The 23356-nt window shown below is 59.4% G+C and carries 25 protein-coding genes; 14 read left to right on the forward strand and 11 right to left on the reverse strand.

Translation table 11 applies throughout. From position 1 onward, the window contains the following. Positions 1-83 precede the first annotated feature (83 nt). The 3 genes from KI231_RS20425 to KI231_RS20435 all read right to left on the reverse strand — a co-directional run bounded on the left by KI231_RS20425 (position 84) and on the right by KI231_RS20435 (position 2697). Positions 84-1097 (reverse strand): GNAT family N-acetyltransferase, encoded by a 1014-nt coding sequence (locus tag KI231_RS20425; RefSeq protein ID WP_213026178.1) that lies wholly within the window; start codon positions 1095-1097, stop codon positions 84-86. Positions 1098-1183: 86 nt separating this feature from the next. After that, on the reverse strand, positions 1184-1981 hold the full coding sequence (locus tag KI231_RS20430; protein WP_103304788.1) for a substrate-binding periplasmic protein: 798 nt from the start codon (positions 1979-1981) through the stop codon (positions 1184-1186). A gap of 92 nt (positions 1982-2073) precedes the next feature. Beyond that, a complete protein-coding gene (locus KI231_RS20435) occupies positions 2074-2697 on the reverse strand; it encodes a TetR/AcrR family transcriptional regulator (RefSeq protein WP_213026179.1) in 624 nt (207 codons plus the stop codon). A gap of 183 nt (positions 2698-2880) precedes the next feature. Here KI231_RS20435 and KI231_RS20440 point away from each other — a divergent pair, with 183 nt between their 5' ends. From KI231_RS20440 to ppnP, 8 genes are all read left to right on the forward strand, one after another. After that, a complete protein-coding gene (locus KI231_RS20440) occupies positions 2881-4665 on the forward strand; it encodes an acyclic terpene utilization AtuA family protein (RefSeq protein WP_213026180.1) in 1785 nt (594 codons plus the stop codon). Positions 4666-4677: 12 nt separating this feature from the next. After that, positions 4678-5547 (forward strand): SDR family oxidoreductase, encoded by an 870-nt coding sequence (locus KI231_RS20445; protein ID WP_213026181.1) that lies wholly within the window; start codon positions 4678-4680, stop codon positions 5545-5547. A gap of 3 nt (positions 5548-5550) precedes the next feature. After that, positions 5551-7167 (forward strand): geranyl-CoA carboxylase subunit beta, encoded by a 1617-nt coding sequence (gene atuC / locus KI231_RS20450; RefSeq protein WP_213026182.1) that lies wholly within the window; start codon positions 5551-5553, stop codon positions 7165-7167. Positions 7168-7197: 30 nt separating this feature from the next. Beyond that, complete coding sequence (gene atuD / locus KI231_RS20455) at positions 7198-8355, forward strand: citronellyl-CoA dehydrogenase (protein ID WP_213026183.1); 1158 nt, start codon at positions 7198-7200, stop codon at positions 8353-8355. Continuing rightward, positions 8352-9149 (forward strand): enoyl-CoA hydratase/isomerase family protein, encoded by a 798-nt coding sequence (locus KI231_RS20460; RefSeq protein ID WP_213026184.1) that lies wholly within the window; start codon positions 8352-8354, stop codon positions 9147-9149. Before atuD ends, KI231_RS20460 begins: the two co-directional genes overlap by 4 nt. A 68-nt stretch (positions 9150-9217) precedes the next feature. After that, a complete protein-coding gene (locus tag KI231_RS20465) occupies positions 9218-11179 on the forward strand; it encodes an acetyl/propionyl/methylcrotonyl-CoA carboxylase subunit alpha (protein WP_213026185.1) in 1962 nt (653 codons plus the stop codon). A gap of 70 nt (positions 11180-11249) precedes the next feature. Next, complete coding sequence (locus tag KI231_RS20470) at positions 11250-11792, forward strand: 3'-5' exonuclease (protein WP_103304780.1); 543 nt, start codon at positions 11250-11252, stop codon at positions 11790-11792. Positions 11793-11863: 71 nt separating this feature from the next. Beyond that, positions 11864-12148: a pyrimidine/purine nucleoside phosphorylase gene (gene ppnP, locus KI231_RS20475; protein ID WP_201237383.1), complete on the forward strand. Its 285-nt coding sequence runs from the start codon at positions 11864-11866 to the stop codon at positions 12146-12148. Between the two features lie 73 nt (positions 12149-12221). On the opposite strand, the gene KI231_RS20480 is transcribed toward ppnP, so the two are convergent. Beyond that, complete coding sequence (locus tag KI231_RS20480; protein ID WP_213026186.1) at positions 12222-13028, reverse strand: MOSC domain-containing protein; 807 nt, start codon at positions 13026-13028, stop codon at positions 12222-12224. Positions 13029-13239: 211 nt separating this feature from the next. Further along, complete coding sequence (locus KI231_RS20485) at positions 13240-14175, reverse strand: chemotaxis protein CheV (protein ID WP_003226705.1); 936 nt, start codon at positions 14173-14175, stop codon at positions 13240-13242. 453 nt (positions 14176-14628) lie between these two features. Here KI231_RS20485 and KI231_RS20490 point away from each other — a divergent pair, with 453 nt between their 5' ends. From KI231_RS20490 to KI231_RS20500, 3 genes are all read left to right on the forward strand, one after another. Further along, positions 14629-15102, forward strand: a complete 474-nt coding sequence (locus KI231_RS20490) for a hypothetical protein (protein WP_213026187.1) — start codon at positions 14629-14631, stop codon at positions 15100-15102. A gap of 481 nt (positions 15103-15583) precedes the next feature. After that, on the forward strand, positions 15584-16477 hold the full coding sequence (locus tag KI231_RS20495; protein WP_103304776.1) for a sensor histidine kinase: 894 nt from the start codon (positions 15584-15586) through the stop codon (positions 16475-16477). Then, entirely contained in the window at positions 16474-17133 is a 660-nt protein-coding gene (locus tag KI231_RS20500) for a response regulator (RefSeq protein ID WP_103304775.1), read from the forward strand. Before KI231_RS20495 ends, KI231_RS20500 begins: the two co-directional genes overlap by 4 nt. On the opposite strand, the gene yegS is transcribed toward KI231_RS20500, so the two are convergent. After that, positions 17117-18034: a lipid kinase YegS gene (gene yegS, locus KI231_RS20505; RefSeq protein WP_103304774.1), complete on the reverse strand. Its 918-nt coding sequence runs from the start codon at positions 18032-18034 to the stop codon at positions 17117-17119. The genes KI231_RS20500 and yegS overlap by 17 nt on opposite strands. A 315-nt stretch (positions 18035-18349) precedes the next feature. Here yegS and KI231_RS20510 point away from each other — a divergent pair, with 315 nt between their 5' ends. Continuing rightward, the gene (locus KI231_RS20510; protein ID WP_103304830.1) at positions 18350-18658 is read left to right on the forward strand and encodes a hypothetical protein; all 309 of its coding nucleotides are present in this window, start codon (positions 18350-18352) and stop codon (positions 18656-18658) included. Between the two features lie 61 nt (positions 18659-18719). Here KI231_RS20510 and KI231_RS20515 read toward each other — a convergent pair whose 3' ends face one another. Together KI231_RS20515 and moaB are read right to left on the reverse strand one after the other, a co-directional pair. Beyond that, entirely contained in the window at positions 18720-19946 is a 1227-nt protein-coding gene (locus tag KI231_RS20515) for a molybdopterin molybdotransferase MoeA (RefSeq protein ID WP_213026188.1), read from the reverse strand. Beyond that, positions 19930-20469, reverse strand: coding sequence for a molybdenum cofactor biosynthesis protein B (gene moaB, locus KI231_RS20520; RefSeq protein ID WP_213026189.1), 540 nt, complete (start codon positions 20467-20469; stop codon positions 19930-19932). Before moaB ends, KI231_RS20515 begins: the two co-directional genes overlap by 17 nt. Positions 20470-20549: 80 nt before the next feature. On the opposite strand from moaB, the gene mobA reads away from it, so the two are divergent. Together mobA and KI231_RS20530 are read left to right on the forward strand one after the other, a co-directional pair. Further along, complete coding sequence (gene mobA, locus KI231_RS20525) at positions 20550-21152, forward strand: molybdenum cofactor guanylyltransferase MobA (protein ID WP_213026190.1); 603 nt, start codon at positions 20550-20552, stop codon at positions 21150-21152. 78 nt (positions 21153-21230) lie between these two features. Beyond that, positions 21231-21452 carry a YgdI/YgdR family lipoprotein gene (locus tag KI231_RS20530; protein ID WP_007908660.1) on the forward strand — a complete coding sequence of 74 codons (222 nt, stop codon included), beginning with the start codon at positions 21231-21233 and terminating at the stop codon, positions 21450-21452. A gap of 77 nt (positions 21453-21529) precedes the next feature. Here KI231_RS20530 and KI231_RS20535 read toward each other — a convergent pair whose 3' ends face one another. From KI231_RS20535 to KI231_RS20545, 3 genes are all read right to left on the reverse strand, one after another. Next, positions 21530-22420 (reverse strand): pseudouridine synthase, encoded by an 891-nt coding sequence (locus KI231_RS20535; RefSeq protein WP_213026191.1) that lies wholly within the window; start codon positions 22418-22420, stop codon positions 21530-21532. A gap of 64 nt (positions 22421-22484) precedes the next feature. Then, positions 22485-22802 carry a transcriptional regulator gene (locus KI231_RS20540; RefSeq protein WP_095189592.1) on the reverse strand — a complete coding sequence of 106 codons (318 nt, stop codon included), beginning with the start codon at positions 22800-22802 and terminating at the stop codon, positions 22485-22487. Positions 22803-22913: 111 nt separating this feature from the next. After that, entirely contained in the window at positions 22914-23150 is a 237-nt protein-coding gene (locus KI231_RS20545; protein ID WP_213026192.1) for a glutaredoxin family protein, read from the reverse strand. Positions 23151-23356: the final 206 nt, after the last annotated feature.

Here is a 23356-nt window from a genome sequence, read left to right on the forward strand (position 1 = left end):
TCCTGAAAGAACGCGGTTAAATGTGGGAGCGAGCCTGCTCGCGAAGGCGGCCTCAGGATCACAGAGATCCTGAGGCCTGGTCATCAAGCCAGTTTGCAGCGATCAAAAAACCGCTCGCGCCCCAGAATCATCAGCGCCGCACGCTTGTGCGGGAAATCGAACTCTTTCTCGCAATGGAAGCACTGATTTTGCATGTGGCCGATCATCTTCGCGTTGTCGGCACGCGGTTCGGCGACCACCCGCTGAGTACGCGGGTCATCCAGAAACAGGTAATGCACCAGCGCCGACAGCCAGCTCGCCACCTTGTGCGGACCGCGGTGATCCTCTTCCCCCACCAACATGTGAATGCCGCGGTCGTAATTGTCCGCGTCGTAAAACGGCGCGATGCGATCTTCCTTGGCCCAATAGGCTTCGAAATAGGCAAATGGCTGATCATCGAAACAGCCGATCAAGGTCAGCGTGTGCGGATCGGCGTCGAGTTTGCTCAGGTATTCGCGATGCTTTTCGAGGCTGCCCTCTTCTTGCCAGAAACTGGCCACTCGCGGGCTGTTCTGCCAGCGATTGAAGCGCGGCAGGTCTGCTTCGATTTCGACCGTGCGCAGGGAAATCCACGCCCCCAGCCGCGCATCAAAACGCCGATAGACTTCACCGCGCGGTTTGACCGGGCGCAGCGGATGGCGTTTGCCACTGCTGATGACCATTTGCTGCGGATAGCTGCCGGTCAGCGACGTGCCGAGCCACGGTTGTGGCAATTGCCAGAACAAGCCGCGCTCACAGCGGTATTCACCGGCCACTTCAGTGCTCACCAACAAACCGCTGAGCAAGGCTTCGCTCGGCGGCTCGTCGAGTTGCCAGGTCAATTGCCGGCACTCGGGATCGCGCGCGAACAGCCAATAACAGGCCGCCCACAGCGCCTGGGCAGGCGGCAGGGCAAAACGCTCATCGATCTGGATCGGCCCTTGGGCCTCGCGATCAAGACGTAGGCGGATCAGCGGTTGCCCGTCCAGGCTCAGGCTCAGACGGCTTTCGGTTGCATCGGCTACCAAGTGACTGCCCGAAGGCAAGGCCAGGGCAGTCAGGTCATTCAGATTGGACATGGGTCGGGCTCACGATAATCGTCGACAGTTCAACGATGGGACGTGAGCCGAGCGGGGAAATTTAGCCTCAGCGGCAAATCAGTGCCTCAATGGTGAGGCACCGGCACCACGGCAATCCGATACGGCTCGAAAATCTTCAGCATCTCACCGTTGTCGCGCAGACCTTGCAGCAACTTGCCGAATGCGTCACCGCTGATCGGCGCGGTCGGACGCAAGATAGCGTAGTGGTGATAGATCTGATCAATGCGCTGCGATACCAGCAACTCATCGCGCACTTTTTCGTTTCGCAGCAGGTAATCACTCAGATAGGAACGGGTCACCAGCGCAATGTCCGCGCGCCCGCGCAGCACCATCAACAGGTTGCTGTCATGGGAATAGGTCAGCGTGGCATTGAAGTTCTGCGCGAGAAATTTTGGATCGGCATTGAAGCTGGCGAATTCGTAGTGATAACCGCTGAACAGTGCCAGACGCTTGCCGGTGAGGTCGGCAAAGTAACTCTGCTGGCGGCCGTCCTCGCGTTGCGCGACGAATATTTCAGCGTCCTCCAGACCCATATCGACATCGCTGTGGGGAATTTCCTTCCAGCCCCACTCAGGGTTTTCGAAGATCGCCATGTCGATCCGGCCCTGCTTGAAATCACCGAACCGGCGAGGAATCGAGGTCGGAACCAAGACAAATTGATAGTCGCTTTGCAGGCGGTTCAACGCCTCGACCAACTGCGGCAACAGACCCGTGTCGGCACCGTTTTCCGGGCGAACGGTGTAAGGCGGAAAATGCGCCGCACCGACCCGAACCAGTTGCGCTGCCTGAGCGGGCAATACCCATATTGCAGCCAGCGCTGCGAGCAATAACCCCGCGGCCGTCCGAATTGGCGAAGACTTCAAAACACCCCACTCCCCGAAAAAATACCGATCAATGCATTCAAGCTAGGCGGTTTCGCCCAGTTAGCCAGTTTCCCGACTCGATAGAAAGCGCTTCAACGCTCTTCCAGGACCAGAATCAACGCCTCGTCAGCCAACTGATCAAGGCTCAAACTGCCGCCCGCACGGAACCAGGTGGTGGTCCAGGACAATGCGCCAGTGAGGAAACGTCGGGTAATAAATACATCTCCGCGGATAAATCCGGCGTCCTTGGCCTCACCGAGCACCTGTAGCCAGATGTCTTCATAAACGTCGCGCAGGGCGAGAACCCTGGCCTGGCCCTCTTCGGACAACGAGCGCCATTCGTAGACCAGCACCGCCATCGCCTCGCCGCTGCCGCCCATGATCGACTGCAATTCGCAGCGAATCAGCGCCAGCACCCGCTCACGCACATTGCCGGCATCGGCCAGCGCTGCGCGCATCAATGCGGTGTTGTAACGGATGGTTTCTTCCATCACGGCACGGAGGATTTCATCCTTGCTCTTGAAGTGATGAAAAATGCTCCCCGACTGAATGCCCACCGCACCGGCCAGATCACGCACCGTGGTGCGCTCATAGCCTTTGTTGCGAAACAGGTGAGCCGCCACTTGCAGCAGTTTGCCGCGGGCGCTGTCCGGGTCGGTCAACTGGCCGTCGTCGACCAATTCGCGCATGACCCTCAGGGCTTTTTGCTCGTCCACCCGTTCTCTCCTACAGTCGATCAGTCTGTTGCCCCCTGAAACCGCAGGGTTGCGCGCAATTTAAGCCGCCAATGGCGACCAAGCAAGCGCTTGGGCAGAAGATATTTCAGCTGTTTACAAACCAAGCGCTTGCTTGGTAGCCTCCAGACACTTCTGTCGCAGGTTCCTGAGTCGGAGATAAAAATGCCAACCACCGTCCGCATCGGATGCGCCAGTGCTTTCTGGGGTGACACGTCGACCGCCGCCGCGCAACTGGTGGACGGCGGACGCCTGGATTATCTGGTGTTCGATTACCTCGCCGAGATCACGATGTCGATCATGGCCGGCGCACGCATGAAGGACCCGCAGGCCGGATTCGCCAGTGACTTCATCGAAGTGCTCACGCCGCTGCTGCCGCAACTGGCCGAGCAGAATATCCGCGTCATCAGCAACGCCGGCGGGGTCAATCCACAGGCCTGTGCCGCCGCGCTGGCAGCGGCGTGCAACAAGGTTGGCGTCGCGCTGAAAATCGCCGTGTTGCTGGGCGATGACCTGCAACCGCAAGTCAAACAACTCAGCGGCATCCGCGAGATGTTCAGCGGCGCCCCACTACCACCGATGTGCGTTTCGACCAATGCCTACCTCGGTGCGCCGGGTATTGTCGAAGCGCTGCGCCTGGGCGCCGACATCGTCATCACCGGTCGCGTGGTCGACAGTGCGGTGGTCAGCGCGGCACTGGTGCACGAATTCGGCTGGTCGTGGCACGACTACGACAAACTCGCTCAGGCCGCGCTGGCCGGGCACATCATCGAGTGCGGCGCGCAATGCACCGGCGGTAACTTCACCGACTGGCGCGACGTGCCGGATTACGAGCACATCGGCTTTCCGATCGTTGAAGTCAGCGCCGACAGCCACTTCATCGTCAGCAAGCCCGAAGGCTCCGGCGGACTGGTCACGCCGCTGACCGTCGGCGAACAGTTGCTCTATGAAATCGGCGATCCGCAGGCGTATCTGCTGCCCGATGTGATCTGCGATTTCAGCCAGGTCACACTCCGCCAACAAGGCAAGAACGCTGTGCAGGTGCACGGCGCCAAAGGCCTGCCGCCCAGCGACAAATACAAGGTCAGCGCCACCTGCCCGGACGGCTTTCGCTGCACCGCCAGTTGCCTCATCGCCGGCATCGATGCAGTAGAAAAGGCCCAGCGCGTCAGCCAGGCGATCCTCGACAAGACCTCGGAGATGTTCAGCCAGCGCGGCTGGGCGCCCTACAGCGAAACCCACATCGAGCTGCTCGGCAGCGAAGCCACTTACGGCCCCCACGGCCAGCGTCGCGACAGCCGCGAAGTGGTGATCAAAATTGCCGTGCGCCATCCGCAGAAACAGGCACTGGTGTTGTTCTCCCGGGAAATCGCCCAGGCCGCGACTGGCATGGCTCCGGGGCTGACCGGCATCGTTGGCGGGCGGCCGACGGTTTACCCAGTGATCCAGCTGTTCTCCTTCCTCATCGACAAAAGCGCCTGCACGCTGCACATCGATCTGGCCGGTGAGCGTCATCCCTGCACCCTGCCCTCATTGGCAGCGCTCGACAGCGAAGATTTGCCGATTGCCCAGCAACCGCCGAAACCTCAGGGCCGTGCCGATGCCAGCGTGGCGTTGGTAAAACTGGCCGTGGCGCGCTCCGGCGACAAGGGCAATCACAGCAACATCGGTGTGCTGGCGCGCAAGCCCGAATACCTGCCGTGGATCGCCGAAGCGCTGACCCCGGCGGTGATCGTCGACTGGATGAGCCACGTCCTCGACCCGATTCACGGCCGGGTCGAACGCTGGTATCTGCCCGGCACCCACAGCTTGAATTTCCTTTTGGAAAACGCCCTCGGCGGCGGTGGCGTGGCCAGTCTGCGCATTGATCCGCAAGGCAAGGCCTTCGCCCAGCAACTGTTGGAAATCCAGATCCCGGTGCCGCAGAGCATCGCCGAGCAGCTCGATTAGAGGATGGTGTGCATGGCTTACGCATCGATATTCAAAGCCGATCTGTTCAGCGGCCAGACCATCATTGTCACCGGCGGCGGCAGCGGCATCGGCCGCTGCACCGCGCATGAACTCGCCGCGCTCGGCGCCAATGTGCTGCTGGTCGGGCGCAAGCCGGAAAAGCTGCAAAAGGTCGCGGCAGAAATTGCCGAAGACGGTGGTCGTGCGCACTGGAAAGCCTGCGATATCCGCGATGAAGAAGCGGTGAAGCAACTGGTCAGCGAATTGATCGACGAACACGGGCCGATCCACGGGCTGGTCAACAATGCTGGGGGGCAGTACCCATCGCCATTGGCCTCGATCAATCAGAAAGGTTTCGAAACCGTGCTGCGCACCAATCTGGTGGGCGGTTTCCTGATGGCCCGGGAAGTGTTCAACCAGTCGATGAGCAAGCACGGCGGCAACATCGTCAACATGCTCGCCGACATGTGGGGCGGCATGCCCGGCATGGGCCACTCCGGCGCGGCGCGCTCGGGCATGGACAACTTCACTAAAACGGCGGCGTTCGAGTGGGGTTATGCCGGAGTGCGGGTCAACGCAGTGGCGCCTGGCTGGATCGCTTCCAGCGGCATGGACACCTACGAAGGCGCGTTCAAAGCGGTGATCCCGACCCTGCGTGAACACGTGCCGCTAAAGCGCATTGGCACCGAATCGGAAGTCAGTGCCGCGATCGTGTTTCTGCTCAGTCCGGCGGCGGCATTTATCAGCGGCAGCACGTTGAAAATCGATGGCGCGGCCAGCCTCGGCAGTCGTGCGTGGCCGTTGCACAAGGCGACGCACAGCGAGTCGTTCAATGGTTTTCATCGGGCCTACTTGCCAGATGTCCTCAAGGACAAGGAGTAAGTCATGGCGCAGATCCAGTCCCAACTCGATCCGCACAGCGAAGCCTTCGCCCGAAATCGTGCGGCGATGCTCGCAGCCATCGAGCATGTGCAGCAACTGGAACAAAACCTGCTGAACAAGGCTGCCGAGGCCAAGGCGAAATTCGACCAGCGCGGGCAGTTGCTGCCCCGCGAACGTCTGAATCTGTTGCTTGATCCGGGCGCGCCCTTTCTCGAACTGGCCAGCCTCGCTGGCTACAAGTTGCATGACGACAAGGACGGCAGCGCGGCCGGTGGCGGGCTGATCGCGGGTATTGGCTACGTCTCGGGCATTCGCGCGATGGTGGTGGCGAACAACAGTGCGATCAAGGGCGGCACGATTTCGCCCAGCGGTCTGAAAAAATCCCTGCGCCTGCAACAGATCGCCCAAGAGAACAAATTGCCGGTGATCACCCTCGCCGAAAGCGGCGGCGCCAACCTCAACTATGCCGCAGAGATTTTCGTCGAAGGTGCGCGCAGCTTTGCCAATCAGGCGCGGATGTCGGCGATGGGCTTGCCGCAGATCACCGTGGTGCATGGCTCGGCCACAGCGGGCGGTGCCTATCAACCGGGGCTTTCCGATTACGTGGTGGTGGTGCGCGGCAAGGCCAAGCTGTTTCTCGCCGGTCCGCCGCTGCTCAAAGCGGCGACGGGCGAAGTGGCCACCGATGAAGAACTGGGCGGCGCCGAGATGCACGCACAGGTTGCCGGGACCGCCGAATACCTCGCCGAGAATGATGCCGACGGCGTGCGCACGGTGCGCGAGATCCTGCGCATGTTGCCGTGGAATGAACAACTGCCGTGGCTACCGGAACCGCAGTACAAAGAGCCGCTCTACCCCATCGACGAACTGCTGGGGCTGATCCCGGACGATCCGAAAAAGCCCTACGACGTGCGCGAAATCATTGCGCGGATTGCCGATGAATCGGAGTTTCTCGAATTCAAGGGCGAGTTTGATCAGCAGACCGTTTGCGGTCAGTTGAAGATTCAGGGGCGCGCCTGCGGCTTCATCGGCAATAACGGCCCGATCACGCCCAACGGCGCGAGCAAGGCTGCGCAGTTCATTCAACTGTGTGACCAGAGCCAGACGCCGCTGCTGTTCTTCCACAACACCACGGGCTTCATGGTCGGCACCGAATCGGAGCAGCAAGGCGTGATCAAACACGGCTCGAAACTGATTCAAGCGGTGGCCAATGCGCGGGTGCCCAAGCTGACCATTGTCGTCGGTGGTTCCTACGGTGCCGGCAACTACGCCATGTGCGGGCGCGGTCTCGACCCCCGCTTCATCTTCGCCTGGCCCAACAGCCGCACCGCGGTGATGGGCGGGGCGCAGGCCGGCAAAGTGCTGCGCATCGTTACCGAAGCCAAGCAACTCAAGGACGGCCTCGTACCAGACCCGAAAATGCTCGACATGCTCGAACAGGTCACCGCGCAGAAACTCGACAGCCAGTCCACCGCACTCTACGGCAGCGCCAATCTTTGGGACGACGGGCTGATCGATCCGCGTGACACCCGCACCCTGCTCGGTTATCTGCTGGATATCTGCCACGAAGCCGACATTCGCGCATTGCAACCCAACAGCTTCGGCGTCAGCCGGTTCTGACTGCCACGGATTGAAAGGAGAACAATAAAAATGATCTTCACCCCGGAACACGAAGCACTGCGTCGCACCGTCCGCCAATTCGTCGAACATGAGATCAACCCGCACGTCGAGGCATGGGAAAAGGCCGGCCGCTTTCCGATCCACGAGATTTTCCGCAAGGCCGGCGACCTTGGTCTGCTGGGGATTTCAAAACCGGAAAAATTCGGTGGCATGGGCCTCGACTACAGCTACTCGATCGTCGCCGCCGAAGAGTTCGGCACCATCCACTGCGGCGGGATTCCGATGTCGATTGGCGTGCAGACCGACATGTGCACCCCGGCACTGGCCCGTTTCGGCTCCGATGAGCTGCGCGAAGAATTCCTCCGTCCGGCGATTACCGGCGAGCAGGTCGGCTGTATCGGCGTCTCCGAAGTCGGCGCCGGCTCGGACGTCGCCGGGCTGAAAACCACCGCACGCAAGGACGGCGACGACTACGTGATCAACGGCAGCAAGATGTGGATCACCAATTCGCCGAGCGCCGATTTCATTTGCCTGCTGGCCAACACCTCCGACGACAAGCCACACATCAACAAGTCGCTGATCATGGTGCCGATGAACACACCCGGCATCAGCCTCAGCTCGAATCTGGACAAGCTCGGCATGCGCAGTTCGGAAACCGCCCAGGTGTTTTTCGACAACGTGCGCGTGCCACAACGCAATCGCATCGGCCACGAAGGCGCGGGTTTCATGATGCAGATGCTGCAGTTTCAGGAGGAACGCCTGTTCGGCGCGGCGAACATGATCAAGGGCCTGGAATACTGCGTCGACAGCACCATCGAGTACTGCAAGGAGCGCAAGACCTTCGGCAATGCGCTGATCGACAATCAGGTGATCCACTTCCGCCTCGCCGAATTACAGACCGAAATCGAATGCCTGCGGGCGCTGGTCTATCAGGCCACCGAGCAGTACGTGAAAGGTCAGGACGTCACCCGCCTGGCGTCGATGGCCAAACTCAAGGCCGGGCGCCTTGGCCGTGAGGTCAGCGACAGTTGCCTGCAATATTGGGGCGGCATGGGCTTCATGTGGGACAACCCGGTGGCCCGCGCCTATCGCGATGTGCGGCTGGTGTCGATTGGCGGCGGCGCCGACGAAATCATGCTGGGGATCATCTGCAAACTGATGGGCATCCTGCCGGGGAAACGGAAATGAGCAGCCTGCCCGATTGCCAGACGCTGTTGCTGGAACTGCATGGCGGCGTGCTGCACATCACCCTCAATCGCCCGCAAAGCCGTAATGCGATGAGCCTGCAGATGGTCGGCGAGTTGCGCGCCGTATTGGCCGCCGTTCGCGATGACCGCGCCGTGCGAGCCTTGGTGCTCAGCGGCAGTGGCGGCCATTTCTGCGCCGGTGGCGACATCAAGGACATGGCCAACGCCCGCGCCCAAGGGGCCGAGGCCTACCGCGATTTGAACCGGACGTTCGGCGCGCTTCTGCAAGAAGCCCAGCACACGCCGCAAGTGCTGATCTGTCTGCTGCAAGGTGCGGTGATGGGCGGCGGATTTGGTTTGGCCTGCGTCAGCGACATTGCGATTGCCGATCACCAGGCGCAATTCGGTCTGCCGGAAACCAGTCTCGGCCTGTTGCCGGCGCAGATCGCGCCATTTGTCGTGCAGCGTATCGGCCTCACCGAAACCCGCCGACTAGCCCTGACCGCCGCACGTTTCGACGGCCATCAGGCGCGGCGTCTAGGCCTGGTGCATTTTGTCGAGCAGGACGCGCAGGCGCTGGCCGAGCGGCTGGATGAAGTGCTGCAACATGTCCTGTGTTGCGCGCCACAGGCGAATGCGCTGACCAAGCAGTTGCTGCTGGCGAGTGCCGGACAGCCGTCGAGTGAGTTGCTCGATGAGGCGGCGCAATGGTTCAGCGAAGCGGTGACCGGTGCGGAGGGCATCGAGGGGACCCTGGCGTTCATGCAAAAACGCAAACCCGGGTGGGCCACCTGACCCTGTGGGAGCGGGCTTGCCCGCGATGAGGCCAGCACATTCACCGTTAAAACTTCAGGAAGATCACCATGCCCGCCATCCACAAAATCCTGATCGCCAACCGCGGTGAAATCGCCTGCCGCATCCAGCGCACCGCCCAGGCTTTGGGCTACCGCACCGTCGCCGTTTTCAGCGACGCCGATGCCGATGCGCTGCACGTACAAATGGCCGATCAAGCCGTGCACATCGGCGCCGCGCCGGTGCAGCAGTCCTACCTGAGTATCCCGAATATCCTCGACGCCGCCCGCCGCAGCGGCGCCGATGCAATCCATCCCGGCTACGGCTTTCTTTCGGAAAACGCCGAGTTTGCCCGCGCCTGCGAACAGGCCGGCCTGACCTTCATTGGCCCGAGCCCCGACGCGATCGAACTGATGGGCAGCAAACGCCTGTCGAAAATCGCCATGCTTCACGCTGGCGTGCCCTGCATCGCCGGCTATCAGGGTGCAGCGCAGGACGACGCGACATTGCTGCGCGAGGCCGAACGCATCGGTTATCCGTTGATGATCAAGGCCAGCGCCGGAGGCGGCGGTCGCGGCATGCGTCTGGTGCACAACGCGACTGAACTGCCAGCGCAGTTGCGCACCGCACGTTCTGAAGCACTGAACGGCTTTGGCAGTGACGAATTGATCCTCGAACAGGCACTGGTCGAGCCGCGCCATGTCGAAGTGCAGCTGTTTGGCGACCACCACGGCCACCTGATCTACCTCGGCGAACGCGACTGCTCGATCCAGCGCCGCCATCAGAAAGTCATCGAAGAGGCGCCCTGCCCGGTGATGACGGCCGAGTTGCGCCAAGCCATGGGTGAAGCCGCGCTCAAGGCCGGGCGCGCGGTGAATTACGTCGGCGCCGGCACCGTGGAGTTTCTGCTCGATGCGCGTGGGCAGTTCTACTTTCTGGAGATGAATACCCGCCTGCAAGTGGAGCATCCGGTGACCGAGCTGATTACCGGGCTCGATCTGGTCGCGTGGCAAATATCGGTTGCCGAGGGCTTGCCTCTGCCCCTGACCCAGAAGCAAGTCGAACTCAATGGCCATGCCATGGAAGTGCGGCTGTATGCCGAAGATCCGGCGCAGGATTTTCTGCCGCAGACCGGCCGCATCGAGGCCTGGGAACCGGCGTTCGCGCACGGTGCGCGTATCGATCATGGCCTGTGCGAAGGTCAATCGGTCAGCCCGTTTTACGACCCGATGCTCGGCAAACTGATCGCCCACGGTGCCACCCGCGAAGAGGCGCGGCGCAAACTGCTGCGCGCGGTGCAAGACACCGTGTTGCTTGGTGTGCAAAGCAATCAGCGACTACTCGAAAGCCTGCTGCAACATCCGCAATTCATCAGCGGCGAGTTCAGCACCGGGTTCATCGCGCAGCATTTCAGCGCTCACCCGTGCCTGCATACCTACACGCCGAGCGCCGAAGAGCTCGCCATCGCCGCAGCGCTGTTTTATCTGGCCTCCGCGCAACAGCATCGCGCGCCGTTGAGCCACTGGCGCAACAACGCCAGCGTGCCGCTGCACTATCGGCTCGGTTTAGATGAACAAAACTGGAGTGTGCGACTGCTCAAGTGCCCGGGCGATCTGATTCAGGTGCAAATCGCTGACCGCAGCTTCGAATTGAAGCTCATCGAACACAGCGCCACCTCGGTAACGCTGGAAATTGACAGCCTGCGCCAACGTCATGCCTATCGCCACGACGGCGGGCACCTGTGGCTGTTTACCCATCCGGGCAGCCTGCGCCTGGAGGATCGAACTCATGCCGTGATCGGCAGTCAGACCAGCGTCAGCTCCGGCACCTTGAAGGCGCCGATGGACGGTGCCATCGTTGATGTACTGGTCAGCGAAGGCAGTCCGGTCAGCAAAGGTCAGTTGCTGGTGGTGCTGGAGGCAATGAAAATGGAGCACCCGCTCAAGGCCGGCATCGACGGCGTACTCAAGCGGGTGCAGGTCAAGGTCGGCGATCAGGTAAAAAATCGTCAGGTTCTGTTGCAGGTCGAGTAGTCATCCAGGCGCAAACGCAGGGTTTGACTACGCTCTGAATAATCAGAACGCGGAAATCAGGAACCCTGCGATGCCCCACTGGCTGGTCATTGATCTGGAAGCCACCACCGACGAGGGTGGCTGGCCGGTCACGGAAATGGAAATTATCGAGATCGGTGCCACGCTGGTCGATCGCGCCGGACGCGAGCAGGACCACTTTCAACGTTTCGTCAAACCGACACGACGGCCGTTGCTGACGCCCTTCTGTCGCGAGCTGACGCACATTACCCAGGCCAATATCGATACGGCGCAGCCCTTGAGCGAAGTCTGGCCGGCATTCGAGCGCTGGCTCGCTCAGCATCAGACGCGCCTCGAGGGCTGGGCCAGTTGGGGCGATTACGACCGCAGGCAGTTACTTCAGGAATGGCAGCGGCTGCAACTCGACAGCGCACTGAGTCGAGTGCCCCACATGAACCTCAAGCAACGTTTCGCCAAGGCCCGGCGCCTGGAGCGGCCGCTGGGGCTCAACGGCGCACTGCAACTGGCGGGGATGCAGTTCAGCGGTCAGCAACATCGAGCGCTGGAGGATGCCCGCAATACCGCGCGGTTGCTGCCGCTGGTTCTGCCGCTATAGGGGCGTGACGGCGCCAAAAGCCTTGTGCATACTGGCCGCCCCACTTTTTAGCCCTTTTCGAGGAATCGCCCATGTTTAAAGTCAACGAGTACTTCGACGGCACCGTCAAGTCGATCGCCTTTGGCACGCCTGAAGGTCCGGCGACCATCGGCGTCATGGCCCCGGGCGAATACGAATTCGGCACCAGCCAGCGTGAAATCATGCATGTGGTGTCCGGCGCCCTGACCGTCAAACTGCCGGACAGCAGCGACTGGGAAACCTTCGCCGCCGGCAGCCAGTTCAACGTCCCGGCCAACAGCAAGTTTCAGCTGAAAGTCGCCGTCGACACCGCTTACCTGTGCGAGTACCGCGGCTAAACCCACGGCTTTCATCGCACCAAAAAAAATGCCCGTGTCCAACGACACGGGCATTTTTTGTTTAAGAGACGGCTTACTCGAGAATTTCCACCGGCATCCCGACCTCAAGACGACCGTTGCGGTCGTTCACCAGGTTCTGCCCGAACATCGCCCCGTCCGCTTGGGCGCGCGTCTTCTGCAACGTCGCCAGCGGTTCACGATCCGCACTGCGCTCACCGGTTTGCGGGTCAATGGTGGTGAGAATGCACCGTGAGCACGACTTGACCACGCGGAACTCGACATCGCCAATGCGAATACGCTTCCAGCCATCCTCGGCGTAGGCCTCGCTGCCCTCGATGACCAGATTCGGCCGGAAACGCAGCATTTCCAAAGGACGTCCGACCTTTTGCGAAAGATCCTGTAGCGACGCCTCACCAATCAACAGCAATGGGAAACCATCGGCGAACGCGACCTGATCGTCATCGTTTCCGTAACCCGCTTGAGTCATACGCGCACGATCCAGCGGCACTTGCACCAGGCGGGTCGGTTTACCGATGAAGTCGCTGACCCAACGGGCCGCTTCATCGCCAGCGTCAGGGACACGCAAGGTGTCACGCCAAATGGTCACGCCACGCAGTTCGGCATCGTCGCCGGGCAAGGCGATTTCGATTGAAGCCTGTTCCGGCGCGCTCATAGTCAAACCGCCATGAGCATTCCACAGCGCCGATAACCGACTCATTTTCGCTTCGGCGCGCTGGGTCAGAAAACGGCCACTGGCTTCATCCACCAGCATCCAGCGTCGATCGCCCTCAAGCCCCAGCTTGTCCAGGTCGATCCCTTGCAGAACCTCGCCTTTGCCGGATTTCAACGGGTAACGATAAAGCGCGCTCAGACGCAGCATGGCCAGCTCCCTGACGGACAAAAACGCCACCCTATACGAGCTTTATCGGCGAATCAAAGGCTGAGTGAATCCACTAGAAGATGAACACCCGTGGCGAGGGGATTTATCCCCGATGGGTTGCGGAGCAGCCCCTCTTTCGATTTCAAGAAAGGGACCACTCCGTAGCGCATCGGGAATAAATTCCCTCACCACAAAGTAATCGCAGCAGGTATCAGGCCGGCACTTCGTCGAGCATCAGACGCTGACGCACCACGTCGACCAGTTTGTCCGGCTGGAATTTGGAGAGGAAGTTGTCACAACCGACCTTCTTCACCATCGAGTCGTTGAAGCTGCCGGACAACGACGTGTGCAATACCACGTACAAACCACGCAGGCGTGGGTCATTACGGATTTCGGTGGTCAGGCGGTAGCCATCCATTTCCGGCATTTCCGCGTCGGTGAACACCATCAGCAGTTTGTCGGTCATGTTCACGCCGGTGTCGGCCCAGGCCTTGAGCATGTTCAGCGCCTTCAGACCATCGCTGGCAATGTGCATTTTCACGCCGAGCTGGCCGAGGGTATCGCGCAATTGCGACAGCGCCACATTGGAGTCATCCACCAGCAACACCTCGCGACCACGGGCGCGCTCCAGCACCGGATCATCCAGCTTGTCGCGCGAGACCTTGGCGTTGTACGGGACGATTTCGGCGAGGACTTTCTCGACGTCGATGATTTCCACCAATTGATCGTCGACTTTGCTGATGGCCGTCAGGTAGTGCTGGCGGCCAGCGCTGGTCGGCGGCGGCAGAATGGCTTCCCAGTTCATGTTGACGATGCGGTCGACGCCGCCAACGAGGAATGCCTGCACCGAACGGTTGTATTCAGTGACGATGATGGTGCTGTTCGGGCCCGGCACCAGCGGACGCATGCCGATTGCCTGGGACAGATCGATCACCGGCAAGGTCTGCCCGCGCAAATTGACCACACCGCAGACAAACGGGTGACGCTGAGGCATCAGGGTCAACTTCGGCAGTTGCAGCACTTCCTGAACCTTGAACACGTTGATCGCGAACAATTGGCGCCCGGCCAGTCGGAACATGAGAATTTCCAGGCGATTCTCACCCACCAGTTGCGTGCGTTGGTCTACCGTGTCGAGAATGCCGGCCATCAATGACTCCTGGGCTTGTTCTGATGAATTCACTAGAAAGGGTTATCGGCTGCGCGTAGCGAATCTTGATCCCCGCAAAGTTCGCGATCAAAATGCCATATGCGGGCATTGATGTCACATTAACATCATGCTTTACTGGCCCCGTGATTTTCATCTGCTACAGTCTTTGCGGCGCGACCTCGGTTTGCACGGTAGGTTCCCGCGTCTAAGGGATTCCCCTAGTAACAATCAGGCCCAACCTGATATTCGCAATATCCAATAGCCATTAATGTGACGCCATTCTCATTGCATGAACGGAGTCAGGCTATTGTGTGCGATCGCAGTTCAGCGGAACCAAACCCTCTGCAACCCCTCAGCCTGTGCACCTGCACGCCTGGGCGCGATCTCCCGTCGATCCATGATCGTCGCCACACACGGCATTCCCTCATCAGACATGACGGTGTGGAGATAAGCATGCCAATCGACCGTAAAGAGTGGGCGCAACGCTTCCCCGAATTTCTTGTCGAGGCTGAAACGCTCCTGGCGAAGTCCGAAGAATGCCTCAGCCATCTGCAGTTGATCAGCAACGACAAGGACGCCATCGACTGCATGCTCAGCACCCTCCTCAAGCTTGCAAGCCGGGCTGAAGCCCTGGCGCTGGAGGCGATTTCCGAGTTCTCCCTGCACATTTACGGCTTGCTCAATCTGGCACAGGATCACGTCGACCTGCATGAACAGGCCCTGACTGCCTTGAAGGACTGCTTCACACTGATGGCCTGGCAACTTGAGCTGGTGGATCAGAGCACCGGACAATTAAGCCTGGATGACAGTGAACAGACCTCGCTGATCGAAGCCTTCGCCTTTCAGGTTGGCCAGCCTCAGTTTCAGCCTGCCCTCACACCCAAACGTTTGCCACTGCTGTCCTACCCTTCGGAACGGCAGGCCTGAATCGGCACGTATCGAGGGGCGCGAAACACCACCACTGCATGTCGTATTTGAATAGTTCATACCTGCCAGCGACAAATCGAATTAAATAATCTCACCTGACAGCAACGGATATTTCCAGCCGGGCTCAGGGTTTGCCTGTGTCCAAAGAGTACAACTTCAGGCAATGTCGATATCTGTCCAACACAATAAATCGACTTTTTTCCATTATGGAACTCACGTCCAATATGGCTTGATTCCTGACCCACTGGACATATATAGCAAACGCGACCAACGGTATCTTAAGTGGTATTATGCCGCCCACTAATTGCTCTCATATTAATGGCACAGTGATTTCAGACATAGGCATCGGTTGAAGTTGGCGGTGGAATACATTCACTGAACCACGTTGAAACCAATAACATAATTGACAGCATTTTCAGACAGAGACTCGCCTGCCACCGGCCGGTCTGCCCGCAGCGAACATCCATTGGCTCCATCCGTTATGTACGCCAGCCTCAAGTCAATCACTACATGGCCACCCTCCCGGGAAAACGCACGCCGGTTCACACTCATAATGTGTGTCGCGGCAACGCTTGGCAGCTTGCTGACCTATGGTTTTTCCGCGCAGCTTTGCCTCGGGTTGCTGCTGTTGAACATCGCCGCCACTGCCTGCGTCTGGGTGCAATATCGGTTGTCGCGCAAATCGATCAAGTTCCAGCCACAGGAACTCGCTGACCGTTTGCTGGAAGTTCAGGAAAACGAGCGCCATCGACTCAGCCGCGAGTTGCACGACGATATCGGTCAATTGCTGACGGCGGCCAAGCTGCAGAGCGACTGGCTCAAGCGACGCATGCCGGAAGATCTGCAGGAACACTGCACGGCGCTGTGCGAAACACTTGAAGAAACGCTGAACAAGGTGCGCGACGTTTCAGCCATCCTCAATCCACGCCAGTTGACCAGCCTGGGTCTTGAAGCCAGCCTGCGTGCGCATCTGCTCAAGACATTGACCAACACCAGCGTGCACTGGAGCCTCGATTGCCAGCAGCGCCTCAACGGCCTCCCGGAAGAAATGGCGGTCGCCGCCTTTCGTATTACTCAGGAGGCCGTTACCAATATCCTGCGTCACGCGCAGGCGAAGAATCTGCTGATACGCGTGCAACGCCTGCCAAAGGGCCTGACATTGCTCATCAGCGACGACGGGCAGGGATTTGCCCCGGCGGCCAATCCGGGTCGCGAAGGACAACGTGGCATGGCCGGGATGGCTGAACGAATCGAACAATTGGGCGGCACCCTGAGCGTTATCAGCGAGCCGGGCAAAGGCACACAAATCGAAGCACTTTTCCCCTGGGCGCCCCGTGCACTCGAGCGGGCCAGTACGAATAAGGTTATGCGTTGACTTGTAACTTACTCCTGGTGGATGACCACTCGCTGATCAGGGCCGGCGTGCGTGCTCTGGTACTGGATATTCCCGGTTACGCGGTGATTGGCGAGGCCAATGACGGCTCGCAGCTGCTCGAAATGGTCGAGCAACTGAACCCCGACATCGTGCTGCTGGATATTTCCATGAAAGAAACCGGCGGCCTCGAAGCCCTGCAACGTCTCAAGCGCGTACGTCCGCAGAGCAAAGTACTGATCCTGTCGATGCACACCGACCCGGCGCTGATCATGCAAGCGCTGGAGTCCGGCGCGCACGGTTATCTGCTCAAGGACACCACAGCCACCGAACTCGAACACGCACTCGAAGCCCTGCGCAACAACGAGCGCTACTTGAGTCCGGCCATCGCCCACACAGTGATCAACCAGGCACTGACGCGTAACCAGAAGCAGCAGCCGGAAATCGCCGACTCGCACAACCTGACCGCACGCCAGCTGGAAATCCTGCGCTTGATCGTGCGCGGGAAATCCACCCGGGAAATCGCCAATGGCCTGGGCTTGAGCATCAAGACCGTCGAGACCCACCGCTCGCAGATCATGAAACGTCTACAGATCTACGATGTGGCGGGCCTGGTGCTGTTCGCCGTGCGCGAACAGATCATCAGTCTGGACGATTGACAGCCGATTTAACGCTCAACAGTGGCGAGTCTTTCGGCAGATGGATCTGCAGCGCCGCCGGCCTCGCCTCAAACCGCATGCTGTCGCCTTCCAGCGGTTCACCATCAAGATTGATATAAAGCCCCTCGGCGACTTTGATTTCGACCCAAGGCAAACGGGTCCGGACAAACATGTTGTCGATGCCAAAACCATCGCTCAGCAGACTCTTCAAGGTGCCGACCAGCTCCTGGGGCGCCGGCAGGATACTGATATCCAGCAAGCCGTCGTCAGCCAGTGCCTGCGGACACAAAACATGCCCGCCGCCAGCCTGACGGCCATTGCCAATGCCCAATGCCAGCAGCTCGCCGCGCCAGTGGAAATCCGGCCCTTGCAACTCGCCATAAGCGGCATGCAGTTCGCTGAATCGGGACAGGCCAGTGAACAGATAGGCCGCACCGCCCAAAACCTTTTTCAGATCCTCCGACGTATTGGCCGTGACCTGACTGCCGAAGCCGCCGGTGGCCATGTTGAGGAAAATCTGCCCGCCTACCTCACCCAAATCAATGTCACACGCAGGTACGTCCAGCAGCTCGAGCGCTGCTGCCGGTTCCAGCGGCACTCCCGCCGCGCGGGAAAAATCGTTAGCGGTTCCCAATGGCAAAAGGATCAGACTGGCTTTCCTCGGATGTGCCGCGAGGGCTTCGGCGATATCGCGCAAAGTACCGTCGCCGCCGCCGGCAATAATCTTCGTATAGCCATCCGCCAACGCTTGCTCCACCCAACGCTGAGCATCTCCCGCCTCCCAGGTCAGGCGCACCGCCAGCTCCCAGCCTTGCTTGCGTTTGTCCTCGACCGCAGTGCGAACCTCCTCGTTCGCGGCTTGCTTGCCATGCAGAATCAACAGCGCTCGGCGCTCACTCATAGCGTCACTCCCTGAATTGAATCGGTTGATTCATCTTGACCACTGCGGCACGCAAAAAAGCCGCAAAAAATGACAATTAATTCAAGCGCCTGATCGACGCGTCCTACACACCGGTATTTTTTCTTACAAAACATGCGGAATCGGCTTAATTGACCCTACACGATCATTGGGTCACCGTGCGCTGGCGGTATCAATCATCAATCCAACACCACAAGGACGTGCATGTAATGAGTGGATACACCCCCAAGGCTTTTAAAAGCCCAAAAGATGCAACAGGTCACCAACGTACTTTGGAAAATACCGGTGGGTACTTCCATGCAAAGCCATGAAGCCAGAATGCCAGTGAGTCCGGTTGCCCCTCTCGCCGAGAATCGTGCGAATCACAAGTCCGAATTCAGGAACAGCGCCAAGACCACTGGAGAAGTCGATATGGAACCTCGTGTTATCGAATTGGAGGCTCACCTCAAATACATTCGAAGAGACATGGATGAAGTCCGAAGTGACGTCAAGACGATCAAACACCGCCTCGCCTATTCGGCGGGTGCAACAGCGGTAGTGCTGGTTCTGCTGGGTTGGGTAGCCAACAGCCGATTCGACCAGTTGGTAGCACTGATCAGCAACTGATCGAATGAAACCGCGCAGGCATCGACCGGATCAGCCGACGCCTGCGTTTGCAAGACAGGACTCAGCCCAGAAGATCACTCAGAGGAATGAAAACCACCTCCTCACCTTCAAGCAGCGTCCTGCCCTCCAGCACTTCCACCAGACCGTCAGCCCACGCAGCACTGCGCAGCACACCCGAGCTTTGGTTGCGGTAGATCGTCGCCCGCCCTTGCTCAAGACGTCCGCGCAGGTATTCACGCCGATTTCCGGCAACAGGCCAGGTGAATCCTGCCGGCACCCTGAACCTCAGAGGTTCGACGTCCTTTACGCCCTGACGGCGCAACAGGTAAGGCCGAGTCAGCAAGGCAAAGGTCACCAATGTTGAAGCCGGATTACCCGGCAAGCCGATGACCGGTACATTGCGAAAATGGCCGAATGTCAGCGGCTTTCCGGGTTTGATAGCCAGTTTCCACAGCGCCAGTTCGCCCTCTTCGCGCAGAGCGATACCGAGGAAATCCGCTTCACCCACCGATACGCCACCGGTCGAAAGAATCAGGTCAACATCCTGCAAGTCACCCAAACGGGCGCGAGTGGTGGCCAGGTCGTCCGGAAGAATACCGGCATCGATCACTTCACAGCCCAGACGCTGCAACCAACTGCACAACACCACCCGATTGCTGTTGTAAATCTGCCCCGGGCCCAGAGCCTGACCTGGCTCGACCAATTCGTCGCCGGTGGAAATCACTGCCACTCGTACCCTGCGAACAACATTCAGCCCGGCGCAGCCCAGCGATGCGGACAAGCCTTGCTCAATCGGACCAAGTCGGGTGCCGGCCGGCAGAATCAGCTCGCCGACCTTTGTTTCCTGGCCTTGCGGGCGAATGTTCTGACCGATCTTCATCGGTTCGATGAAGCGCACACGCCCATCGGCCTGAACATCGGCGTTTTCCTGCATTTCCACGCAATTGGCGCCCGCTGGCACCGGCGCTCCCGTGAAAATCCGCGCACAGGTACCCGGTTGCAAAGGCTCGGGCGATTGCCCGGCGAACACCTTTTGACTGACTGGCAGCGGTTCGCCCTTCCAGTCAGACAAGTTCAGGGCATATCCATCCATGGCGCTATTGGGCCATGGCGGCAGATCCAGAGTCGAAATCAGATCTTCTGCCAGCACTCGGCCCTCGACTTGAGCCAGCGGCAAATACTCGCGCTCGACAATGGGCGTGGCTTCGGCCATTTCCAGCAGACGCGCGAGCGCAACTTCTACCGGCATCAGCGAGCCGGTCTTGCCCGGCTTACCCACGTGATTCACAAGGCGTCGCCTGTTTCAAATGCGGCACGAAATTGCACGGGCGGTGGCGTGCGTCCAGTTGCTCTCCAAGAATCCCATCCCAACCGGTGCGCACGGCGTTGGTCGAGCCGGGCAAACAGCAAACCAGCGTGCCATTGGCCAAACCGGCCAGCGCACGGGATTGCACAGTCGAAGTACCGATATCGGCCACCGAAATCTGCCGGAACAACTCGCCAAACCCATCCACTTGCTTGTCGAGCAGACAGGCCACCGCTTCCGGCGTGCTGTCGCGACCGGTGAACCCGGTGCCACCGGTGATCAGCACAACCTGCACGACATCGTCGGCTATCCAGTTGGCGACTTGCGCACGAATTTTGTAGAGATCATCTTTGAGCAGTACCCGCGCCGCCAGATGGTGGCCGGCGGCCGCCAAGCGGTCGACGAAGACCTGGCCTGAGGTATCGGTTTCCAGGGTTCGGGTATCACTGACAGTCAGCACCGCAATATTCAGCGGCACGAAAGGTACATCAGCCTTGGCTTTCATAGGCTCGTCCAGTTGTAGGAGAAACAGCCCGGTGTTATATCACAGCGCCCCATTTTTTCGCCGCCCCTCAGGAGAGTGCCATGACCTTGAATACGCAATTGCCGCCCTGCTCCATTCTGCTTTTGGCAGGCGGACGCGGCCAACGCATGGGCGGTCAGGACAAAGGTCTGGTGGAATGGCAGGGCGAACCGCTGATTGCACATTTACAGCGCAAGGCGCGCCCTCTGACCGATGATTTGATCATCTCGTGCAATCGCAATCGAGAGCGTTACGCGCCGTACGCCGATCAGTTGGTAGTGGATGACCAGGACGATTTTCCAGGGCCGTTGGCCGGCATTCGTGCAGGCCTGAAAGCCGCTCGCCATGGGCATCTGCTGGTATTGCCCTGCGACGTCCCGCGAATCGACGGCGCACTGCTGCAGGACATGCGTGAAGCCGCCCGACAGAATCCTGAAAAACCTTTAATGTTGCGTCATGACGGGCATTGGGAACCTCTGTTGTGCGTGATTCCGGTCGCCCTGCTTGCGGCATTCGAAGACGCCTGGAACGCCGGTGAGCGCAGCCCCGGACGGATCATGCGCAACCTCGGCGCCACGGCACTGCAATGTCCCGACAATGACCCGCGACTGGCCAACCTCAACACCCCCGAACTGTTAAATTCGCATAACACTGTGTCAGACTGACACCATTCAAGGAACTCTCACGCCTTGTATACGTCTCAAGCTCAGTAACCAAAAGAATTCCCATTCGGAGACACACTCATGACTCAACGGACCCTCGCCACTTTCATGCTCGCACTGGGCCTGGCTACCCTCGCTGGTTGCTCCTCGCCAACAGTGATCACCTTGAATGATGGTCGCGAAATCCAGGCCGTCGACACCCCGAAATACGATGACGATTCGGGCTTCTACGAGTTCAAACAGCTGGACGGCAAAGAAACTCGCATCAACAAGGATCAGGTTCGTACCGTTAAAGAGCTGTAAGCTCTGGGTCGACGCCAGATACAGAAAAGCCCGCATTCATGCGGGCTTTTTCATGGGCATTCGAAAAGGCTGCAATGTCACCACTGCAAGGTGATGCGGCTTTCGAATTCGCGCGCCTCGCCGGTGACCGGGTCGATAAAACGCAGTCCCTGTGCGAGCAGTTTCAGCGGATTGGCGTAATCATCCTCGACGTCTTTCAGCGCATCCGGATAAAACGGATCGTTGCAGATACTCGCCCCCAACGCAGTCATATGGACACGCAGTTGATGCTTCTTGCCGGTCACCGGATAGAGGCCATAGCGCCAGAGATCGCCGTTCTTCTCTCGAACCTCCACGGCCGTTTCGGTGTTGCTGACACCCGGGCCTTCCTGCATGCGGAAAAACGGCTCGCCATCGACCAGACGACTTTTGTGCACCAGGGGGAATTCCAGCCCAGGCAATGCCGGGGCAATCGCTTCATAGCGCTTGTCGATCTGCCGCGTCGGAAACAGCGACTGATAGGCGGAACGGGTTTGCGGATTGGCCGAGAAAATCACCAGCCCCGCCGTATGCCGGTCAATTCGATGCAGGGGCACCAGATGGGGATTGTCGAGGCGTCGGATCAGTCTGCGCAGCAAGGTCTGCTCGACATATTCGCCGGCCGGCGTCACCGGCAGGAAATGCGGTTTGTCCGCCACCACCAGATGCTCATCGGCATAGAGGATCGACTCGACCACCGGAATCGGTTTTTCATCCGGCACTTCACGAAAATAGTGAATCCGCAGACCTTCCTTGTAGGCCAGGTCCAGCGCAATCGGCTGCCCCTGACCATCCAGCACACGGCCCCGAGCGATTCGGTCCAGCCATTGTTCGCGGCCAATGGCACTGAAATGCTCGCACAGGCAGTCGAGTACGGTCAGCCAAGGCCCCGGCGGCAGATAAAGCGTACTGGCCTGACTCTGTGCAGCAGAAAATGTTGATATGGACATACGGAAATTCGAACCCTCAAGGCAGGCCGGCATTATCCAACACTGCCGGGAACGAACCTAGTCTTCAGGCAGGAATCGATTTGAGCGCCGCCGCTTCAGTGAATTCCTTGAGCCAGCGCAAGACGTCGACAGCCTCCCAGCGGCCCGGGTCATACAAGGCGTAAAGCAGCCCCTGATAACCGACCACATCCAGTTGCCGGTGATAGCCGGCGCGCTGAAACAAGGCTTCGATCTCGGCAAAGCAGGTGTTGAAATGCAGTTTGTTGAATGGCGTCTTGCCTTCCGTGACCAGCCCGTCCAGGCGCAGTTCGAGAACGGCCTCGCGCACCACGTCAACCGACATCCGGTTCACGCTGTTCTTCAACTGTTCGACATTGACCACGGTTCATCCCTCTGACCCAATTACTGTATGAACATACAGTAACCGAATAAACCGCAAAGTGCCAAGGGATGGATTGGCAGTGGCGACCAGCGGAATGAGGCAGAAATCGCATCAACCAAGAAATGCTACAACCTGATCGGCACTGAACGGCCAACCCAGTTCCGCCCCGGTATCGACTCGACGCAGGACTGGAATCCGCAGGCTGTAAGCCTCGTACCAGGACTCGTCATCAGCGATATCCACCAGCTCGACGAGCAAGCCGCGCTCGACGAACTCCATCAGCATGGCTTCCGCGACTTCACACAGATGACACCCCAAAGTACCGAACAACTGACATTCAGGCAGCATGATTGCTCGACCAAAAAAATAGTGCGCCTATTCTAGGCCGCTGCAGAAAACCCGTCGAGCCAGCGCCGCCAAAAGGCTGCAGCGCATTTGTGGCGTCTCACTTGCAAAACCCTGACGCAAATCAGTCCGGTCAAATACCAATTACGCGATGCTCCCCGACTTTTTGCCTCTACGCTTGAGAAGCCAGAGCCTGACATCGGAGTGTC

It is taken from the genome of Pseudomonas sp. Seg1 (assembly GCF_018326005.1).
Lineage (GTDB): Bacteria > Pseudomonadota > Gammaproteobacteria > Pseudomonadales > Pseudomonadaceae > Aquipseudomonas.

Excerpts from the sequence above, each read along its gene's own strand:
- mobA (WP_213026190.1), top strand. The coding sequence starts at position 20,550 with ATGACCTTGAATACGCAATTGCCGCCCTGCTCCATTCTGCTTTTGGCA.
- KI231_RS20490 (WP_213026187.1), top strand. The coding sequence starts at position 14,629 with ATGCCAATCGACCGTAAAGAGTGGGCGCAACGCTTCCCCGAATTTCTT.
- KI231_RS20530 (WP_007908660.1), top strand. The coding sequence starts at position 21,231 with ATGACTCAACGGACCCTCGCCACTTTCATGCTCGCACTGGGCCTGGCT.
- moaB (WP_213026189.1), bottom strand. The coding sequence starts at position 20,469 with ATGAAAGCCAAGGCTGATGTACCTTTCGTGCCGCTGAATATTGCGGTG.
- KI231_RS20425 (WP_213026178.1), bottom strand. The coding sequence starts at position 1,097 with ATGTCCAATCTGAATGACCTGACTGCCCTGGCCTTGCCTTCGGGCAGT.
- KI231_RS20510 (WP_103304830.1), top strand. The coding sequence starts at position 18,350 with ATGCAAAGCCATGAAGCCAGAATGCCAGTGAGTCCGGTTGCCCCTCTC.
- KI231_RS20440 (WP_213026180.1), top strand. The coding sequence starts at position 2,881 with ATGCCAACCACCGTCCGCATCGGATGCGCCAGTGCTTTCTGGGGTGAC.
- KI231_RS20545 (WP_213026192.1), bottom strand. The coding sequence starts at position 23,150 with ATGCTGCCTGAATGTCAGTTGTTCGGTACTTTGGGGTGTCATCTGTGT.
- KI231_RS20480 (WP_213026186.1), bottom strand. The coding sequence starts at position 13,028 with ATGCTGCGTCTGAGCGCGCTTTATCGTTACCCGTTGAAATCCGGCAAA.
- KI231_RS20470 (WP_103304780.1), top strand. The coding sequence starts at position 11,250 with ATGCCCCACTGGCTGGTCATTGATCTGGAAGCCACCACCGACGAGGGT.
- KI231_RS20485 (WP_003226705.1), bottom strand. The coding sequence starts at position 14,175 with ATGGCCGGCATTCTCGACACGGTAGACCAACGCACGCAACTGGTGGGT.
- KI231_RS20445 (WP_213026181.1), top strand. The coding sequence starts at position 4,678 with ATGGCTTACGCATCGATATTCAAAGCCGATCTGTTCAGCGGCCAGACC.
- KI231_RS20535 (WP_213026191.1), bottom strand. The coding sequence starts at position 22,420 with ATGTCCATATCAACATTTTCTGCTGCACAGAGTCAGGCCAGTACGCTT.
- atuD (WP_213026183.1), top strand. The coding sequence starts at position 7,198 with ATGATCTTCACCCCGGAACACGAAGCACTGCGTCGCACCGTCCGCCAA.
- yegS (WP_103304774.1), bottom strand. The coding sequence starts at position 18,034 with ATGAGTGAGCGCCGAGCGCTGTTGATTCTGCATGGCAAGCAAGCCGCG.
- KI231_RS20460 (WP_213026184.1), top strand. The coding sequence starts at position 8,352 with ATGAGCAGCCTGCCCGATTGCCAGACGCTGTTGCTGGAACTGCATGGC.
- KI231_RS20465 (WP_213026185.1), top strand. The coding sequence starts at position 9,218 with ATGCCCGCCATCCACAAAATCCTGATCGCCAACCGCGGTGAAATCGCC.
- ppnP (WP_201237383.1), top strand. The coding sequence starts at position 11,864 with ATGTTTAAAGTCAACGAGTACTTCGACGGCACCGTCAAGTCGATCGCC.
- atuC (WP_213026182.1), top strand. The coding sequence starts at position 5,551 with ATGGCGCAGATCCAGTCCCAACTCGATCCGCACAGCGAAGCCTTCGCC.
- KI231_RS20495 (WP_103304776.1), top strand. The coding sequence starts at position 15,584 with ATGTACGCCAGCCTCAAGTCAATCACTACATGGCCACCCTCCCGGGAA.